Origin of the sequence: Undibacterium sp. Ren11W, from assembly GCF_049340485.1 — a bacterium.
Classification (GTDB): Bacteria; Pseudomonadota; Gammaproteobacteria; order Burkholderiales; family Burkholderiaceae_D; genus Undibacterium.
This window is the reverse complement of sequence record NZ_JBMPPB010000038.1, coordinates 1-283: the sequence shown is the minus strand read 5'-3', so window position 1 is coordinate 283 and position 283 is coordinate 1. Positions and strand designations below refer to the sequence as shown.

General features: G+C 59.7%; 1 protein-coding gene. It reads left to right on the top strand.

Annotation, left to right across the window (positions count from 1 at the left end; genetic code table 11):
• Nucleotides 1-283 (top strand): hypothetical protein (locus tag ACO0K8_RS22355; RefSeq protein ID WP_422948858.1); only part of this gene is annotated, 283 nt, incomplete at both ends.

Below are 283 nucleotides of genomic sequence, written 5' to 3'. Positions count from 1 at the left end.
GCAGAAATCACAGCGGGCACCTACAGCAGCACGGTTGCGAAACCGGCTGAAGGCGCGACCTTGTCGGTCAGCGCTACCGTCACCGACCAGGCTGGCAATGTCTCCGCCCCAGGCATAGACAGTGCGACTTTAGACACAACGGCCACAGCAGCGCCAACGATCACCATCACGACCGACAGCAACAACGACGGCCTGATCAGTAAAACAGAACTTGGTGCGGCAACGACAGTGGCGGTCACAGTCGCCTTGCCAGGCACAGCTAAAGCAGGCGACACCCTAACCA